The organism is Streptomyces sp. NPDC058773, assembly GCF_042746015.1.
GTDB lineage: Bacteria > Actinomycetota > Actinomycetes > Streptomycetales > Streptomycetaceae > Streptomyces.
This window is the reverse complement of the sequence record NZ_JBHYPE010000057.1, coordinates 12,975-28,239: the sequence shown is the minus strand read 5'-3', so window position 1 is coordinate 28,239 and position 15,265 is coordinate 12,975. Positions and strand designations below refer to the sequence as shown.

Here is a 15,265-nt window from a genome sequence, read left to right as displayed (position 1 = left end):
GTCAGCGATCCGTAAGTTCCCTAAATGCCATTTGCCCCTTCTGGTGCTTTTCTCTGCATAGGGTGAACGGCATGACCGAGAGACCCCCTTCTTCGGCTTCTCCTGTGGACGTGGTGCTGCCCTGCCTCGACGAGGCCGAGGCCCTGCCGTGGGTGCTGGGCCGAATCCCCTCGGGCTGGCGCGCGATCGTCGTCGACAACGGCTCCGTCGACAGCTCGGCGGACATCGCCCGCGCCCTCGGGGCGTATGTCGTCCACGAGCCGCGGCGCGGCTTCGGCGCCGCCTGCCACACGGGCCTGACCGCCGCCACCGCCGATGTCGTCTGCTTCTGCGACTGCGACGCCTCCCTCGATCCCGCACTTCTGCCCGCTGTCGGCGGGCCCGTCCTCGACGGTTCCGCCGACCTCGTACTGGGCCGCCGCAGGCCCGTTACACGCCGCGCCTGGCCACTGCACGCCCGCCTGGCCAACCTGGAGCTGGCCCGTCTGATCCGCCGGCGTACCGGACTACGGCTGCACGACCTGGGCCCGATGCGCGCCGCCCGCCGCCGGCCCCTGCTCGCTCTGGACCTGACCGACCGACGCTCCGGCTACCCGCTCCAGATGGTGGTCCGCGCCGCCGATGCAGGCTGGCGGGTGGCGGAGACGGATGTGCCGTATCACCCGCGCACGGGCCGCTCGAAGGTCACCGGTACCTGGCGGGGCACCTGGCAGGCGGTACGGGATATGCGCGCCGTCCTCGCCGAGCGGCCCGTCACCGACCCGGTGACCGCGGCGACCACCCCAGGAACCGGGCGATGAGCGCCCGGCTTACGGACACGCTGCTGGTCATCGCCAAAGAACCGGTCCCGGGGCGGGTCAAGACGCGGCTCACCCCGCCCTACACGCCCCGGGAGGCGGCTGCTCTGGCCGAGGCGGCCCTTGCCGACACCCTGCACACGGTGCTCAGGGCCCCCGTCCGGCGCCGAGTCCTTGTTCTCGACGGTGTTCCCGGCTCTTGGCTGCCGTCCGGATTCGACGTCGTGCCCCAGGGCGCCGGCGGCCTGGACGAGCGGATCGCGGCCGCCTTCGGACACTGTGACCGTGGACCGGCCCTCTTGGTCGGGATGGATACCCCCCAACTGACCACGGACCTCCTTGCGCGGGTCGGCCGAGACGGCTCCGACGCCTGGTTCGGGCCGGCCGCGGACGGCGGATTCTGGGCGCTGGGTTTCGCCGACCCGGCGCGCGCCGCAGCCCTTGTGCGCGGTGTGCCGATGTCCACCGACCGCACCGGGGCGATCCAGCGGCGCCGGCTTGCCGAAGCGGGGCTGAGCGTCAGCGACCTGCCGGTGCTGCGTGATGTGGACACCGCCGCCGACGCCGCCGAGGTCGCCGCCTGCTGCCCTCCCGGCTCGCGCTTCACCACCACCCTGAACTCGCTGGCGGAGGCCGGGCGGTGAGCGGCACGGCAAGCGGTAACGAGCCAGGCCCGCCGAGTGGCGTAGGTGCGGTGCGGGCGGCGGCATCCGGTGAGCCGGTGACCGTCCTCTCGACGGCCCAGCGGTGGCGGCCCAGCCGTGTCGAGGACTCGATGCCCTTGCGCGCGATGCGGTGGCGGATGCCTCTCTTGCGCAGCGATCGGCGCGGGTGGTCGCAGTCATGGCCGTTGTCGGCGCGGAGCTTGGCCGGGCGTCGGCGCGGTCCGCGCCGGGAGCCCTCCAGGACCAGCCGTCCCACCAGATCCGTCATGCGCGGATCAACGAACCACACCCATGTGGCCTGACGGCGTTGTCGTCTTGGCCGTCAGGCGTGGCGGAGGGCACGTCATGAGCGTTCCCGTCTCCACGCACGACCAGCACCTCCGGAAGCGCCTTGCGGCACTCGCGGGCCATGGCCTCACCGGGCTCGACGGCGATCACCTCGGCACCTTCCTCGCGCGGTAGCGCGGTGGCAATCCCGGTGCCCGCGCCGACATCGGCGACACGGGTACCGCCCAAGGGGGCACCGGTGCACTCCTCGATGGCATCGAAGAGCGCAGGCGGATACGAAGGCCGGCTGGCCGCGTACTGGGCGGCGGCCCTATCGAACGAATGCGCGCGGGAGTTGGCGGTCATCTCCCCATCAGTGAGCCGCACTTGGCCGACAGGAGACCGATCGCCACCAACGGCCAGTTCTGTCGCCGTGCGGCAGGCGTCTGGTGCCGGGGCATGGCCTGGACCAGTGTGGTGCGGCCTCAGCTTCCGAAGGCTTCGAGGAGCTCGTGCAGCAAGTGGGCGGCGGTGATCACGCCGAGCAGGTGCGTGCCGTCCTCGGTCTGATCGGCGACGGCGATCAGTGGACTGCGTACGCGGGCCATGAGTGCCGCCACTTCCAGCGCGGTGTCATCGGGGTCCGCGGTGGGAGGCGGGGGTGCGTCGACAGGCAGGCAGTCGCCGACGCTGCGTCCGGCCAGGGCCCGGCAGAGCTGGTCGGCGTGCTTCTCGTCGACGACCGGGGCGAGGGCCGGATCCTCGATGACATATGCCGGCACCAGAACCTTGATCATCTGCGAGGCCGGGAGGATCGCCCCGGGGCGGCCGTGTTCGTCGAGCACCAGGAGGCCGGGGAGTTTGTGCTCGACCATCAGCCGCGCCGCCACCAGGGCATCGCTGTCGACGCTCACTGCTTCGTAGTCAACGGCCAGATCTCGTGCGCGCACGGTCGGCTCCTCCTCTGCTTGGAGTGTCCCTCGTCCCAGCGTCGCCCATCGCCACGCTCCCGGCGATGACGTTGACGCGACGCTTACGCCGCATGCTCGGCCCCGGCGGCGCCTGCTCCAGCCCTCCCGTTGCAACCGGGCGGTTGGCGCTGCCCCGGCGTGCGGCAGCGAGTGCCGCCTGTGCCCATGTGGTCATCGGTCAGGCCAGGGCGAAGTAGCGCAGCCACACGTATACGGCCGAGAGGGCCACGGTGACGGCGGTGACGACGAGGCCGTACTTGGTGAACTGCCAGAAGGAGATGGGGGTGCGGTTGCGTTCGGCGATGCCGAGCACGACGACGTTGGCGCTGGCTCCGATGGCGGTGGCGTTGCCGCCGAGGTCCGCGCCGAGGGCCAGGGCCCACCACAGGACGTGGTCGGCGGAGCCGCCCATCGCCGTGACGAGATCGCTGGTGATGGGCGCCATGGTGGCGACGTAGGGGATGTTGTCGATGACGCCGGACAGCACGGCCGAGCCGCCGAGAAGGACCATGGACCCGCCCAGTTCGTCGTCGCCGATCGCTTGCGCGAGAGCCTTGGACACCTCGCCGATCACCCCGGCCTCGATGAGGCCGCCGATCATGATGAACAGCCCTGCGAAGAAGGCGAGCGTGGGCCATTCGACCTCGCTGAGCACGTCGCCGGTTTCCGCGGTGGACACGGCGACCAGCAGGCCGGCGCCGAGGAGGGCGACGATGCTGGGCTCGTAGTGCAGCACCGGATGCAGGACGAATCCGGCGACGACCAGAGCGAGGACGATCAGGCCCTGGACGAGGAGCCGGGGGTCACGGATCGCCTCGCGTTCCTCCAGCTCCATCACCTCGACGGCCCGCGCCTCGTCGTACCGGAAGGACTTGCGGAACAGGACGCGGCACAGCGCGATGAGGGTCAGTATCAGCAGGGCGGACAGGGGAGCGAGGTGGACGAGGAAGTCGTTGAAGGTCAGTCCCGCCCGGCTGGCGATGATGATGTTCGGCGGGTCGCCGACGAGGGTGGCCGTGCCGCCGATGTTGGAGGCGAGGACCTCGGCGATCAGGAACGGCGCGACGGGAAGTGCCAGGCGCTCGCAGACCAGCAGGGTGACGGGGGCGATGAGCAGCACGGTGGTGACGTTGTCGAGCAGCGCCGAGGCCAGGGCTGTGATCACTATCAGCATGACCATCACGCGGAAGGGCTTGGCTTTCGCTCTCTTCACGGACCAGATGGCCAGGTACTCGAACAGGCCGGTCTTCTTCAGGACGCCGACGATCATCATCATGCCCATCAGCAGGAAGATGACGTTCCAGTCGATGCCGCTGTGCTCGGAGTGGAAGGCCGACTTGTCGTCGGTCGCCCCGATGGCCAGCATCAGGCCGGCGCCGCCGAGGGCTGCCGCCACTCGGTGGATCTTCTCGGTGATGATCAGGGCGTATGCGCCGACGAAGATGACGATCGCGGCCCAGCTCTGCCAGTCGTTCATTGTTCTCCGATGAGTCGTTCCGGCGCGCGGCTATGAGCGTTGCCGCCTGCAGGGCATCCAGGTCGGGCCGCCATGGGGATTCCCTCGGTGGCGGTGCACGGCTCGGAGAGGTCATGCGCGGACATGGCCGGTCTCCTTGCCCTGGGTCGTTGTTGCTTCGTCCTGGTCGCGCTCGGCGGGGATGCCGGTGAGGTCCTCGACGTGGAAGAGGCGGGCGATCGGGACGTCCGTGCTGCTGTGGGCGATGATCGAGACCGCGATGCAGACCGCGATGAGGGTGTACGCCTCGTGGCCCTGCGGGATGCCGGACTGCAGCACGAGCAGGCCGTAGACGACGGACGCGAAGCCCTTCGGTCCGAACCAGGCGGCGACCAGCTTCTCCCGCCGGTCGAAGCGCGTCCCGATCAGTGACAGCAGCAGCGAGGCAGGGCGGATGAGGAAGATCGCCAGGATGACGGCGGCGTATCCGCCGGGGGACAGGTCGCCGAAGAGCTGCGGGGTGAGCAGGGCGCCGAAGACCAGCAGCGCGGCGAATTTGGCCAGTTCGGCCAGTGCCTCGCCGAGCGGTTCGAACGCGCACTTCGTTTCAGGAGACGCCGCGGTGAGCACGGCACCGGCGGAGAAGGCGGCGAGGTAGGGGTTGGCGTGGGTGAGGTGGCACAGCCCGTACAGGATGATCCCGGTGGCCAACGGCAGCAGTGGCTGCAGCTTCGGCTCGGAACCGAGCAGCCGGAAACGCACGAGGCCGTTGACGAGGAGGGGCAGCAGGATGCCGAGGGTCAGCCCGAGGCCCAGCTCCAGCCCGATCCTTGCGAGCGAGGCATCCGCAAGGCCGGCCGTGGGGCCGGCTGCGGCGATCAGGATGAGGACGAGCGGCAGCGCGAGGCCGTCGTTGATGCCGCTTTCCACATTCAGCAACTGCCGGAGCTTGGCGGGGACTTCTGCGCCCGACGATCGCCGAGGCGAACACCGGGTCGGTGGGCGCGAGCACTGCTCCGACGAGGAATGACGTCGTCCAGTCCCAGCCCACAAGGTAGTGCGTGACCAGGGCCGTGCCGAGCAAGGCGAGCGGCATGCCGAGGCCCAGCGCACGGGCCGGGTTCTTCCAGTTCTCGCGCAGCTTCGGGAAGGAGACGTGCATCCCGTCGGTGAACAGCACCGCGAACAGGGCGAGGTCCGCGGTGACCGAGACGATGCCGCTGTCCGGGGTGATGTGGATCAGGCCGAGGAAGCCGTCGCTGACCAGCGCTCCGCTGACGAGGAAGAGCAATGAGGTGGACAGGACCGTACGGGCGGCGAGCCCGGAGAGCAGCACCGCGATGAGCAGCGCGACTCCGAAGACGGCAACGAGCACCATGGTGTCCCCGATCGGTAAGAGAGCTCTCTCCAACTCGCCGACCAGACTTCCCGGCACACCGCGGGGAACCATACCTGCTCTTTACGCGATTTTGACAGGTCTCCAGCGCGCATCCCTGGCGCGCTGTCGTTGCCGGAGCCCGGCAGGGAAGTCGCGGGAGCTTTCGATCTTGGGGAGGCGGTTCTGCGTAACGGAGCGATCTCGCTCGCTGCGACTGGCCTCTTCGGCGGCAACCTCTTCCAGGTCAACCAGAGCTTCGCCCAGCTCGTATCCGTCACCGGCGGCGAGAGCGGCATTCTGGGCTCCTCTGTCGGCGCGCTGGCACGCGGCGGCCGTCTCGCCTACAGCTCCTTCGCCGGCCAGTCGAGCAGGCGGGCGCCGATGACGGCGGTGTGGAGGGTGTAGCGGTGCACGGGGTCGGCCGGATTGGAGCCGGTGAGCTGGTGGATGCGGCCCAGGCGGTAGGTCAGCGCCCGGACGCTCAAGGACAGGCGCCGGGCGGCTTCCGCGGATACGCATCCCGAGTCGAAGTACGCGGTCAGCGTCTCCAGCAGGGGTTCGGCGCCGCCGCGGGCCTGCCGGAGCGGGCCGAGGGCGCTGCGGACGAGGTCCGCCATGGCCTCGCGGTCCCGGGTGAGAACGGGGTAGACGAGGAGGTCCGCGGCGTGGAGGACCGGATCGTCGAGGTTCATGCGCTCCGCCAGTCCGAGGGCGTTGAGGGCCTCTTGGTAGGACTGGACGACGCCGCCGGCGCCGGGGTGGGTACGGCCCACCGCGACCCGGCCTCCGTCCGTGGCGGCGTGGGCCTGCTTGGCGAAGGAGGTCAGGACGTCCGTCTGGTCCCCGGGCGCGATGCAGATCAGACGGCCGTCCTTGGTGGTGAGCAGTATCTGGCGGTCGCCGAAGCGCCCCAGGAGGGCGAGTTCCACGCGGCGTGCGACGGGGTCGGCCTCGGAGTAGGCGGCGGTGCCCTCGGCGACGGCGACGGCGTGGGCGTGGGAGAAGCGCAGACCGAAGCGTTCGGCACGTTCGGCCAGGCGCCCCAGATCGGCGCTTCCATGGAGCAGGTCGTCGATGAATTCGCGGCGTTCGGCCTCTTCTTGACGTACGGCGAGGTGCTGGGCGCGCTCAAAGCCCTCGGCGAGGGCATCGACGACCTGCGCGACGACGGCGAGGGCACTGTCGGCGTGAGCCGACGCATGGCGTGGCCAGGCGCCGCGGGCGACCGTGAGGTGGCTGTTGATCAGGGAGCGCAAGCTGTGGCCCGCCTCGGCCGCCTGCTCACCGGCCGTGCGCCGCGAGGCGAGTTCGTCACGGTTCAGCAGGCGCCCGGTCCGTGCCACTTCGTCGAGGATCCGGTCGTATCCGTCCAGGAACTCCTCGGGTATCTCCCGCCGTGCCACTCGTCCCACCCCTTGGCGTATTGCTTGCGCTTTCTTAACACACAGGCCGGAGAGGCTGCGCGCCGATGCGGAGACCGGCGGGGAGACAGGCAGGAGCCCGCCGACAGCAATCTGCCGGCGGGCTCCTGCCTTCCCCTGTTGGATGGTCAGTCGGTGATCGGGATCTGCCCGTTGGCGGCGGCTGGCTGGGGGACGGATGCGGTTGCCTTCGTGGCCGTGCCGCGGTGAGTGAGGCCCTTGAGCATCCCGGCGAGGTCGACGCCCGTGGTGGAGCTGAGCAGTTCCATGCCCTGGGCGACGTTGTCGGCGACCGTACGGGACAGCTGGCTCGCACCGTCCGTCGAGATCACGGTCATCTTGTCCACGGCGCTGAGCGGTTCGGAGGCCTTGGCCACGACCTGCGGCAGCGCCTCGACCAGCATCTGGAGCATGGCCGCATCGCCGTACTGCGCGAACGCGTCGGCCTTCCTCTGCATCGCTTCGGCCTCCGCCGAGCCCTTCGCCGCGATCGCCGCCGCGTCGGCCTCGCCCTCGATCCGCACCGCCTCGGCGAGCGCCGCACGGTGCAGCTTCTCGCCCTCACCGGTCAGCCGGGCACGCTGGGCCTCCGCCTCGGCCTCCTTTACCCGGGCGATGCGCCGGGCCTCGGCCTCCTGCTCGGCCTGGTAGCGGGCGGCGTCGGCCGGCTTGCGAACCTTGGTGTCCAGTTCCCGGTCGGTCAGCGCGGCCTGCCGCTCGGCGACCTTCTCCTGCTCGGAAAGAACTTCCTGCTGACGTGCGGCCTCGGCGAGCGGACCCGCCGCATTGGCCCGGGCGGCCGCGGCCTCGGTCTCGACCCGGATCTCGGCCTGCTTCAGATTGAACGTCCGCTCGGCGACGGCGATCTCCTCGGCCGCCTTGAGCCGGGCCTGCTCCGAGGCGCGCTTGGCGTTCGCCTCGGCGATGTCGGCCTCCTGGCGGGCGCGGGCGGCCTCCGGCCGGCCCAGGTCCTCCAGATAGGAGCCCTCGGTGGTGATGTCCTGGATCTGGAACGCGTCCAGGATCAGGCCCTGTCCGGACAGGCTCGCCTCGGCCTCCTCCGCGACCTGCCCGGCGAAGGCGGCCCGGTCGCGGATGATGTCCTCGACCGACATCCGGCCGACGATGGCCCGCAGCGCGCCGGAGAGTACCTCCTGGGTGAAGCCGACGATGCCGTCCTGCTGTTGCAGGAAGCGCTGGGCCGCGGCCCGGATCGCGTCCTCGCTGCCGCCGACCTTCACGATCGCGACGCCTTCGAGGTTGGCCTTCACCCCGCGCAGGGTGACGGCACCCCGGACGGCGACCGGGATGTGCCGGCTGGACAGATCCAGGGAGAACTTCTGCTGGACGAACGGGACCACGAAGACGCCGCCACCGACCACGACCTTCTGGCCGCTGTTGTCGATGCTGACCTGGCCGGTCTCCGGGTCGATGGACTTCTTGCCCCGCCGTCCGGTGATGATGAACGCCTCGTTGGGCCCTGCGACCTTGTAGCGGGTGATGACGACGAGGGCGAGCAGGAAGAGGAGTACGACGACTCCCACGACGGCGGCAATAACTGGACTCATATCGGATCCCCCCTGCCTTCCCAGGGGTCGGCAGATCGAGTGGTGGTCGGTATTCGGTGGCCGGTTATGGTTCCCGGTCACCTGTTGAGGAGGGCGGGCTGAGAGGCGGTGTCGGTCGGTCAGCGCTCGACGGGCCGGACGGCCACCGAGGTGGACGAGAGCGGCTCCTCCACCCAGATCTCGGCGCCTCGGGCCACGGGTACCGCGCTCTTGGCCGCCAGCTTCACGGGGTGGCCCCCGAGACGAATCAGCACTTCGCCGTAGCCGTCGGTGGGAATGGCGGTCACTACCGACCCTGCCGTGCCGATCAGGTCCTCTTGGCGCGGGGTGGCGTCGGTCTGATCGCGCATCAGCACCCGGCTGAACTTCCACGCGAGCCAGCCCGCTGCGGCTCCGGCGACGATGCCGAGTCCCGCGGCGGCACCGGCACCGAGGCCGGTGCCGCCCAGCAAGATCGCGCCGCTGAAACCGAACATCGACAGGAAACCCGCGATCACCGGAAGCGACAGCAGACCGTCGAAGAGCCCGTCCAGAACTCCCCCGAAGGCCCCTTCGAGGACACCGTCAAAGACCAGCGAGAGCACGAGCAGCACGATGCCTGCTATGCCGAGGCCAAGAAGCCAGGCCATCTTGGACGCCCTCCCCGTTCCCTCAAATCGCTTGAACAGGAAGGATCGTTGCACGCATGACCGGTTCGAAACATTGCCGGTTTCCGGCAATCTTTACGTGCCTTTAATGCCGCCTCGCATCACCCGGGTCCGGCGCGCATGGCTGTCCGGCGTGCCCGCGTGCTCCGGCACGGCACGCTGAGCCCCCACCGCATCGCCACGAGCGCCACCACGAAGACCCGGTGCCGCAGGGGGATCTCGTGCACGCGCCGGGAGGAACGGGTGGGTTCAGGGGGGTGCGAGGGTGTCGAGCCGGGCGGCGAGGCCGGGGTGGGCGGCGGCCAGGTGGGGGCGGGTAGCGGTCAGGGGGGCGATGAGGTCGGCGGGATCGTCGTGGGCGAGGGCCGCATGGAGCTTGTTGAGCGGGCGGCGGGCAGCGGCGGGGAGGTCGGTGAGGGCGGTGATCTGTCCGGCGAGGCGGCGCAGTTCGGCGGCGTTGGCCCGGGCCCAGGTGGCGGTGGTGCGCTCGGCGGCCCGGGCCTGGCGCGTGGCCGTGACGCGTTGCTCGCCGGTGGTCCCGGCGGGGCCGGGCCGGCCGCGCAGATAGCGGCGTTCGGCTGCCTGGCGGCTGGCGACACCGAGGGGATCGGCGAGGTCGGCCCAGCTGGCGCCCGCGTCGCGGGCGGTTTCGATCAGGCCGGTCTCCCACCCGGCGAGCTGCTCGCGCACCTGCCGCAGCAGCAACAGGGAGGCCAGCGCCTGCTCCGGCCCGGGACTGGGACCGCCGGGCGCGTCCGGGGAGTCTCGCTGGGCGTTGCGCAGGGCGTCGTCTATGGCGGTGAGGGCCGCCGCGGCGGCGAGGAACGACGCCGGACTGTGGGCGTTCGTGCTGGCCGCGGGCGATGGGTCGGCTGCGGTCACGGGCACCTCCCTCGGGTTGTCATCATTTCGACGACATCATGTTTGTCATCCATTGGATGACATGTTACAACGGTGTCAGTGAGGCGCATTGGCAGCAACTGCCTGAACCTGCTGGAGGTGTTTTCACAATGTTGATGCGCACTGACCCTTTCCGTGAGCTGGACCGGCTGGCGCAGCAGCTGATGGGCCCGGGTACCTGGTCGAAGCCGTCGGCGATGCCGATGGACGCCTACCGTGAGGGCGACGAGTACGTGGTGGCCTTCGACCTTCCCGGTGTTGCCGCGGACGCGATCGACATCGACGTCGAGCGGAACATGCTCACCGTCAAGGCCGAGCGGCGGCCGATGACAAAGGCCGATGACGTGCAGATGGAGCTGTCCGAGCGGCCGCTGGGCGTCTTCTCCCGCCAGATCGTGCTCGCCGACACCCTCGACACCGAGCACATCCAGGCCGACTACGACGCGGGCGTGCTCACCCTGCGCATCCCGATCGCCGAGCGCGCCAAGCCCCGCAAGATTTCCATCGGCGTCGGCTCCGGCCGCAAGGAGATCTCCGGCTGACACCGCCGGACGGGTGCGGAGGACGGGCACCTGACCCCCTCACCCCGCCCTCCGCACCCCTTTGGCAGTCCGGAGAAGAACGCGTGGCGGCCGAGACGACTCTGCGCGTCCACCGTCGCCGACGCCGTGGCGAGAACCTGCTGGGCCAGATCTTGCTCCGGCTACGGCCTGCTCTTCGGCCGTCCCCAGCCCACCTGACCAACCCGCACCCCGGTGGCTGAACACCGGCCCCAGCAAGAAAGGCAACCACCCCAGTGATCTCCGACCGGCACGCACCGCACCAGCAGCCGTACGGGACGGCATACGAGCAGATGCTGGAGAAGGTGCGCTACGAGGGCGCCTACCCCACCCGCGAGAGAGCCGACGAAGCCGTCCGCCTGGTCCTTGCCGGGCTGGGGCGCCAGGTGGTCGGCGACGAACGCGTCGCGCTGGCCGCCTGCCTGCCCTTGGAAGCCGCACGCGTGCTGACTGCGCAGATCCCTGACACCCAGCCGCGGACCGGCTGGGCCTTCGTCAAGGCCCTCGCGGCCCGCACCGGCGCCTCCCTGGCCACCACCCGTTGGGACACCGGATCCGTCTTCTCCGCCGTCGCCGCCTACGCCGGCGCTGACCTGATCACCCGCATCCTCCATCAGCTCCCCACCGGCTACGCCCTGCTGTTCGGTCGCGCCGAACTCACCACCGCCGCGTAGCCGACGACATGCGCGCACGCGGCGGGCGTGACGACCGCCGCGTCGCTGTCCGCCTGCCCGGCAGGCCGGTCCCGGGTGGTGACGACGAGGGCGTGCAGGTCCGTGGGCAGCGGCATGTCGGTGGTGAGGGGGCACGGTGCGCCCTGGCCGGAGCCTCTACGCAAGCCTGATCGGCTTCAGCTCGTCGAAGCGGTCGCCCGGTCCAGGGTTGGCCGCGCTGGTCTTGCCGCCCAGCTGGGTCATGACACCCCAGACGGCGTTCAGGCCGGTCGTGACCGCACCTTCGGCCCAGCCGCCGGTCCAGGACACGTCGTCGCCCGCGAGGAAGATGCCGCGGTGGGCCGGGTCGAAGCGGTCCTGCATGAAGTGGGTGTAGAGACGCTCCTGGTAGCGGTAGTGGCCGGGCAGGTTGTCGCTGAAGGCGCCCATGAAGTCCGGGTCGTCCTCCCAGGAGATGGTGACGGGCTCGCCGATGATGTGCGACGCGATGTCGACGTTCGGGTAGATCTGCTTCAGGGAGTGCAGCATCAGCCGCACGCGTTCGTCGACATCGAGCGGCAGCCACTTCAGGGCATCGTCGTTCCAGGTGTACGACAGGCAGATCAGCGCCGGCTTGTCGGGCCCGTCGTCCAGCAGGTACGTGCCGCGCGTGAGCCGGTCCGTGAGCGTGGTGCTGAGCACATGCTGACCGGTCTCGGGGTCGACGTCCTTCCAGAAGGGCCGGTCGACGACGACGAACGTCTTGGACGACTGCATGTAGTGCATCCGCTCGATGGCCGTCCACAACTGGTGGCTGAACAGTGATTCGTCCGTGTCGATCCGGGCGGACAGCAGCCACGACTGGCAGGTGGCGACAACCGCGGGGTAGGACGAGGTCCTGCCCCACCGGTCCGTGACCTCGATATGGCTGCTCCCACCGTCGGCCCGTCGTATGCTCCGCACCGCGCCGCGGGGCGAGCCGCCGTGCAGAGAGGCGAGACTCGTTCCGGCGGGCCAGTGCGCGAGCCGCTCCGGAGCGTGCTGCCACAGCAGCTGGGGGAGGCGCTGGGCACCGCCGAGTATGCGTTGCTGGTCGTCCTCGGCGCCTACGTAGACCACCCGCAGGATCTCCAGCATCGAGTCGGGGAAGTTGGTGTCCCAGCCACCCGTGCCGAAGCCGACGAGCCCGAACGCCTCGCGGTATGCGAAGGGGAGGGCGGAGAACGCCTTGGAGGTGGCGAGGTAGTGCGAGAAGGACATGTCGTCCAGGCGAGGCACCAGCTCGTTCCAGAGCTTCTTGACCGTGGCGTAGTCGCGGGCCGCGATCGCCTGCTGCATCGCGCTGAAGTGGGAGCGTTCCTCAAGGCAGTCCTGCCAGGCCGCGGCGACATCGTGGAACAACTGCGGCAGGTCGGCAGGGGTCTCGGCATAGTGCTTGCGTCCGGCGATCTCGATGACGGTGCTGTCGGACGCCGGGGTGAGGGGGTTGGGGAACGGCTTGGTGTCGAGGCCGAGCAGGTCGATGTAGTGGAAGAGAGCACGGCTGGACAGGGGGAACCGCATGCCGCCGAGGTCGGCCACCGGGTGGCCGGTGCCGGGCCGGCCGGCACCACGCAGTCTGCCGCCGAGCTGGGCGGACTCGTACACGACCGGCTTCAGCCCCAGCTTCATCAGCTCGTAAGCAGCGACCAGACCGGACATGCCGGCGCCGACGACGGCGACCTCCGTACCGTGGTGCTGGGCCGGGATCGAGCCGAGCCCGTCGGGGTGGGCCAGGTACTCGTCGTAGGGGAAGGGGAAGTCCGGCATCAGCATGCTGATGCCGCTCTGCGGGGTGGTGTTCACGGGATGTCCTGAAGGCTCGTGCCGAGTGGGCCCGGCGCGGGTCGGTGGTACGGAAGTGAGGGGTGGTGCTTCGAGGCGGTCCGGTCAGACGCGCCGGGCGAGGTAGTCGGTGTCGCGGCGCGCCGCGCGCAGGACGGAGCGGCTGACGTCGCCCACCACCAGTTCCTCGGATGTCTCATCCGCCGCGATGCGCCGGCCGTAGGGATCGCTGAGGCAGCTCAGTCCGGCGAATCCGGGGCCGGCGTGGTTGGCGTAGGCGATGAAGAGCTGGCTCTCCAGCGCCCGGGTGGGCACCACCATGCCGGGGATGAGACGGGTGTCGAACGGCGCGGGCCGCCCGCCGACAGGTCCGCGGAGCGGAACCGCGGTGGGCACGCACAGCAGCTCGGCGCCGGACAGCGCCACTGTGCGGGTGAATTCGGGGAACTCCACGTCGAAGCAGATGCCGAGCGCCACCCCGACACCGTGCAGCGGAACGACCCGGGGGCGTTGCCGGCCAGGCGTGAAGTACGCGTTCTCCACCGCGCCGAAGAGATGTGTCTTGTGGTACCTGGTCAGTTCACGTCCGGTGCGGGCGAAGAGCGAGGCACTGATGAAGCGTTCGCCATCCTCGTGGTCGACGGTCGAGGCGACGAGCGCCACCCCGATGGACCGGGCGAGGTCGGCGAGCCGCTCGCGGTGCCGGGCTCCGTCGTCCTCGGCGACGGCCGCGGGGTCGTAACCGCTGACGAACAGCTCCGGCGTCACCAGAAGCTGAGCCCCGCGCGCGGCGGCCTGCTGGGCGAACCTCTCGACGGTCGAGAGGTTGCCGGTGGCGTCCCCGGCCACGCCGGTGGCCTGCAGGACCGCCACCGTCAGACGTCCCGGCTCAGTCATCGAGCGTGCCCTCGCACAGCCGTCGTACCACCTCGGTCAGTACGTCAACGCCGGCACACAGGTCGGCGTCCTCGGTGAACTCGCCCTCATTGTGGCTGATCCCCTCGCGGCTCGGGACGAACAGCATGACCGTCGGCACGACGTCGTTGACGTTGATGGAGTCGTGTCCGGCCAGCGTGTGCACCGGCCGGCTGCTCAGCCCGAGGGAGTCCGCGCACGCGCGGGCCAGGTCCACGCCGGCGGGCGGGTACGGACGGATACCCCATGAGTGGGAACCGCCGACGTCGATTCGGACATTCACCTCGTCCTCGATCACCTTGATGCCCTGCTCCAGCAACCGCTTGGACTCGGCGAGGACCTCCTCGTCGGCGGAGCGAAGATCCATCGTCAGGTCGACCTGGCGGGGTACGACGACGGGGGAGTTGGGCAGCACGGTGAGCTGTCCGACGGAGGTGTGCAGCGCGCCGTCGGGGTAACGGTCGGCCAGCTCGCGCAGCAGGACCACCAGCCGGGACGCACCGAGGAGGGCGTCGCGGCGGTCGGCGATGACGGTGGATCCGGTGTGTGCCTGCTCGCCGTGCACGGTGACCGTGAACTTCTCCGCCGCCCAGCAGGAGTGGACGAGGCCGATCGTCGTGCCGGAGTCCTCCAGGGACCGTCCCTGCTCGATGTGGATCTCGGCGCACGCAGCGGCCACCGGCCCGGTCCCCGAGCCGGTGTGCCCGATGGCGCCCAGCGCCTCGGCGACCGTCACCCCGTCCACGTCGCGGGTGGCGAGAGCGTCCGCCGCCGTCATCTTCCCGGTGAAGACGGAGCTGCCCATCATGGACGGGGCGAACCGGGACCCTTCCTCGTTGAACCAGTCCACCACCGCCAGGTTGTACCGGGGCCGGTGCCCGGCGCCGTGGGCCAGGGCCAGGCGACGGCCCGCGTGCAGGGCGGCCGCGACACCGTACGCTCCGTCGAACTTGCCGGCCAGGGGCTGGCTGTCGAGGTGGGAGCCGACCAGTACGTAGGGTGCTCCGGGGTTCCACTCCAGGAGGCCGAAGATGTTGCCGATCGTGTCGGTCTCGACGGTGAAGCCGTACTGGCCCAGCAGGGTCGTGAACCAGGCCCGCGCCTGGGCGTCGGCGACGGTTGCGGCCTGCCGGTCGACGCCTCCACCAGGCGTCTCGCCGATCCCGCTCAATGAGCGGAAGTCCCGCAGGAACAGGTCCGCGTCGGATCCCGTGGTGCAGTGTTCGCTGCGCATGTGTGTTCT

Annotated in this window: 13 protein-coding genes and 3 pseudogenes; 4 read left to right on the top strand and 12 right to left on the bottom strand. The window is 70.1% G+C overall.

Annotated elements, in window-relative coordinates; genetic code table 11:
• Positions 1-71 precede the first annotated feature (71 nt).
• On the top strand, positions 72-800 hold the full coding sequence (locus ACFW5B_RS31580) for a glycosyltransferase family 2 protein (protein ID WP_386447194.1): 729 nt from the start codon (positions 72-74) through the stop codon (positions 798-800).
• Positions 797-1,441 (top strand): DUF2064 domain-containing protein, encoded by a 645-nt coding sequence (locus tag ACFW5B_RS31575; RefSeq protein WP_386447191.1) that lies wholly within the window; start codon positions 797-799, stop codon positions 1,439-1,441. The genes ACFW5B_RS31580 and ACFW5B_RS31575 overlap by 4 nt, the downstream gene beginning before the upstream one ends.
• A 79-nt stretch (positions 1,442-1,520) precedes the next feature.
• Here the strand turns inward: ACFW5B_RS31575 and ACFW5B_RS31570 are convergent.
• The 9 genes and pseudogenes from ACFW5B_RS31570 to ACFW5B_RS31530 all read right to left on the bottom strand — a co-directional run.
• Positions 1,521-1,682, bottom strand: a pseudogene (locus tag ACFW5B_RS31570) (IS5/IS1182 family transposase); the annotation flags it as partial.
• A 101-nt stretch (positions 1,683-1,783) separates the two neighbouring features.
• A pseudogene (locus tag ACFW5B_RS31565) lies at positions 1,784-2,095 on the bottom strand (class I SAM-dependent methyltransferase); the annotation flags it as partial.
• Between the two features lie 119 nt (positions 2,096-2,214).
• Positions 2,215-2,679, bottom strand: a complete 465-nt coding sequence (locus tag ACFW5B_RS31560; RefSeq protein WP_386447188.1) for a CBS domain-containing protein — start codon at positions 2,677-2,679, stop codon at positions 2,215-2,217.
• A 199-nt stretch (positions 2,680-2,878) separates the two neighbouring features.
• Positions 2,879-4,177, bottom strand: a complete 1,299-nt coding sequence (locus ACFW5B_RS31555) for an SLC13 family permease (protein WP_386447185.1) — start codon at positions 4,175-4,177, stop codon at positions 2,879-2,881.
• Positions 4,178-4,288: 111 nt separating this feature from the next.
• Positions 4,289-5,534, bottom strand: a pseudogene (locus ACFW5B_RS31550) (cation:proton antiporter).
• A 341-nt stretch (positions 5,535-5,875) separates the two neighbouring features.
• Entirely contained in the window at positions 5,876-6,937 is a 1,062-nt protein-coding gene (locus ACFW5B_RS31545) for a PucR family transcriptional regulator (RefSeq protein WP_386447182.1), read from the bottom strand.
• Between the two features lie 146 nt (positions 6,938-7,083).
• Positions 7,084-8,523 carry a flotillin family protein gene (locus ACFW5B_RS31540; RefSeq protein WP_386447180.1) on the bottom strand — a complete coding sequence of 480 codons (1,440 nt, stop codon included), beginning with the start codon at positions 8,521-8,523 and terminating at the stop codon, positions 7,084-7,086.
• A 119-nt stretch (positions 8,524-8,642) separates the two neighbouring features.
• The gene (locus ACFW5B_RS31535; protein WP_386447228.1) at positions 8,643-9,152 is read right to left on the bottom strand and encodes a hypothetical protein; all 510 of its coding nucleotides are present in this window, start codon (positions 9,150-9,152) and stop codon (positions 8,643-8,645) included.
• Between the two features lie 267 nt (positions 9,153-9,419).
• Complete coding sequence (locus ACFW5B_RS31530; protein ID WP_386447177.1) at positions 9,420-10,052, bottom strand: type III effector protein; 633 nt, start codon at positions 10,050-10,052, stop codon at positions 9,420-9,422.
• A 128-nt stretch (positions 10,053-10,180) separates the two neighbouring features.
• On the opposite strand from ACFW5B_RS31530, the gene ACFW5B_RS31525 reads away from it, so the two are divergent.
• Together ACFW5B_RS31525 and ACFW5B_RS31520 are read left to right on the top strand one after the other, a co-directional pair.
• Positions 10,181-10,612: an Hsp20/alpha crystallin family protein gene (locus ACFW5B_RS31525; protein WP_386447174.1), complete on the top strand. Its 432-nt coding sequence runs from the start codon at positions 10,181-10,183 to the stop codon at positions 10,610-10,612.
• Between the two features lie 254 nt (positions 10,613-10,866).
• Positions 10,867-11,304 (top strand): DUF2267 domain-containing protein, encoded by a 438-nt coding sequence (locus ACFW5B_RS31520; RefSeq protein ID WP_386447171.1) that lies wholly within the window; start codon positions 10,867-10,869, stop codon positions 11,302-11,304.
• A 156-nt stretch (positions 11,305-11,460) separates the two neighbouring features.
• Here ACFW5B_RS31520 and ACFW5B_RS31515 read toward each other — a convergent pair whose 3' ends face one another.
• From ACFW5B_RS31515 to ACFW5B_RS31505, 3 genes are all read right to left on the bottom strand, one after another.
• Complete coding sequence (locus ACFW5B_RS31515; protein ID WP_386447226.1) at positions 11,461-13,098, bottom strand: flavin monoamine oxidase family protein; 1,638 nt, start codon at positions 13,096-13,098, stop codon at positions 11,461-11,463.
• A 114-nt stretch (positions 13,099-13,212) separates the two neighbouring features.
• A complete protein-coding gene (locus ACFW5B_RS31510) occupies positions 13,213-14,004 on the bottom strand; it encodes a nitrilase-related carbon-nitrogen hydrolase (protein WP_386447168.1) in 792 nt (263 codons plus the stop codon).
• On the bottom strand, positions 13,997-15,256 hold the full coding sequence (locus ACFW5B_RS31505; protein ID WP_386447165.1) for a M20 family metallo-hydrolase: 1,260 nt from the start codon (positions 15,254-15,256) through the stop codon (positions 13,997-13,999). The genes ACFW5B_RS31510 and ACFW5B_RS31505 overlap by 8 nt, the downstream gene beginning before the upstream one ends.
• Positions 15,257-15,265 lie beyond the last annotated feature (9 nt).

Coding starts and splice junctions, on each gene's coding strand:
- ACFW5B_RS31575 (WP_386447191.1), top strand. CDS start 797: ATGAGCGCCCGGCTTACGGACACGCTGCTGGTCATCGCCAAAGAACCG.
- ACFW5B_RS31540 (WP_386447180.1), bottom strand. CDS start 8,523: ATGAGTCCAGTTATTGCCGCCGTCGTGGGAGTCGTCGTACTCCTCTTC.
- ACFW5B_RS31525 (WP_386447174.1), top strand. CDS start 10,181: ATGTTGATGCGCACTGACCCTTTCCGTGAGCTGGACCGGCTGGCGCAG.
- ACFW5B_RS31555 (WP_386447185.1), bottom strand. CDS start 4,177: ATGAACGACTGGCAGAGCTGGGCCGCGATCGTCATCTTCGTCGGCGCA.
- ACFW5B_RS31510 (WP_386447168.1), bottom strand. CDS start 14,004: ATGACTGAGCCGGGACGTCTGACGGTGGCGGTCCTGCAGGCCACCGGC.
- ACFW5B_RS31505 (WP_386447165.1), bottom strand. CDS start 15,256: ATGCGCAGCGAACACTGCACCACGGGATCCGACGCGGACCTGTTCCTG.
- ACFW5B_RS31535 (WP_386447228.1), bottom strand. CDS start 9,152: ATGGCCTGGCTTCTTGGCCTCGGCATAGCAGGCATCGTGCTGCTCGTG.
- ACFW5B_RS31580 (WP_386447194.1), top strand. CDS start 72: ATGACCGAGAGACCCCCTTCTTCGGCTTCTCCTGTGGACGTGGTGCTG.
- ACFW5B_RS31515 (WP_386447226.1), bottom strand. CDS start 13,098: ATGCTGATGCCGGACTTCCCCTTCCCCTACGACGAGTACCTGGCCCAC.